Source organism: Photobacterium carnosum (assembly GCF_002849605.1).
Lineage (GTDB): Bacteria > Pseudomonadota > Gammaproteobacteria > Enterobacterales > Vibrionaceae > Photobacterium > Photobacterium carnosum.
In genome coordinates this window covers 1-1,122 of sequence record NZ_NPIB01000067.1, presented here as the reverse complement: position 1 = coordinate 1,122, position 1,122 = coordinate 1, and the positions used below count along the sequence as shown (strand labels likewise).

1 protein-coding gene is annotated in these 1,122 nt (G+C 44.9%); it reads right to left on the bottom strand.

Going from position 1 to position 1,122, the window contains the following annotated elements:
- Positions 1-1,122 (bottom strand): S-(hydroxymethyl)glutathione dehydrogenase/class III alcohol dehydrogenase (locus tag CIK00_RS21090; protein ID WP_101770499.1); only part of this gene is annotated, 1,122 nt, incomplete at its 5' end.

The following is a 1,122-nucleotide window of genomic DNA, read 5'->3' as shown; positions in this document are numbered from 1 at the left end:
TTACTTATCGAAGTGAATAACCGTACGGATACTCTTACCTTCGTGTAGTAGCTCAAAAGACTTGTTGATGTCTTCTAGACCCATGTTAAATGAGATGAAATCGTCAAGTTTAAACTCACCAGCCATGTAACGGTCAACGATACCTGGAAGCTCTGAACGGCCTTTAACACCACCGAATGCAGAACCACGCCATACACGACCAGTCACAAGTTGGAATGGACGGGTTGAGATCTCTTGACCCGCACCAGCAACACCAATAATTACTGACTCGCCCCAACCTTTGTGACAACACTCAAGTGCTGAACGCATAACATTAACGTTACCGATACACTCAAATGAGTAATCAACGCCGCCGTCAGTCATTTCAACAATGACTTCTTGAATTGGCTTGTCAAATTTCATTGGGTTGATGCATTCAGTTGCACCTAGTTTCATTGCTAGGTCAAACTTACTTTCGTTGATATCAATCGCAATAATACGGCTAGCTTTAGCCATAGTACCGCCGATGATTGCTGCAAGACCGATACCGCCAAGACCAAAGACAGCGATAGTGTCGCCTTCTTCAACTTTAGCCGTGTTAAGTACTGCGCCCATGCCGGTTGTTACGCCACAACCAAGTAGACAGACTTCTTCAAGTGGTGCTTCTTTGCTGATTTTAGCTAGAGAGATTTCTGGAAGTACAGTGTACTCAGAGAACGTAGAGCAACCCATGTAATGGAAGATAGGCTGACCGTCTTTGTAGAAACGGGTAGTGCCGTCTGGCATTAGGCCTTTACCTTGTGTTTCACGTACTGCCTGACAAAGGTTAGTTTTGCCAGATAGGCAGTATTTACACTTGCCACACTCAGCAGTGTAAAGAGGGATAACGTGATCGCCAACTTCAACACTTGTTACGCCTTCGCCGATCATTTCAACGATACCGCCACCTTCGTGACCAAGGATCGCAGGGAAGATACCTTCTGGATCGTCGCCTGATAATGTGAATGCATCAGTGTGACATACGCCAGTTGCAACGATGCGAACTAATACTTCACCAGCACGAGGTAACATTACATCAATTTCTTCAACAGAAAGAGGTTGTTTAGGACCCCATGCGATAGCAGCTTTTGATTTGATAAATTT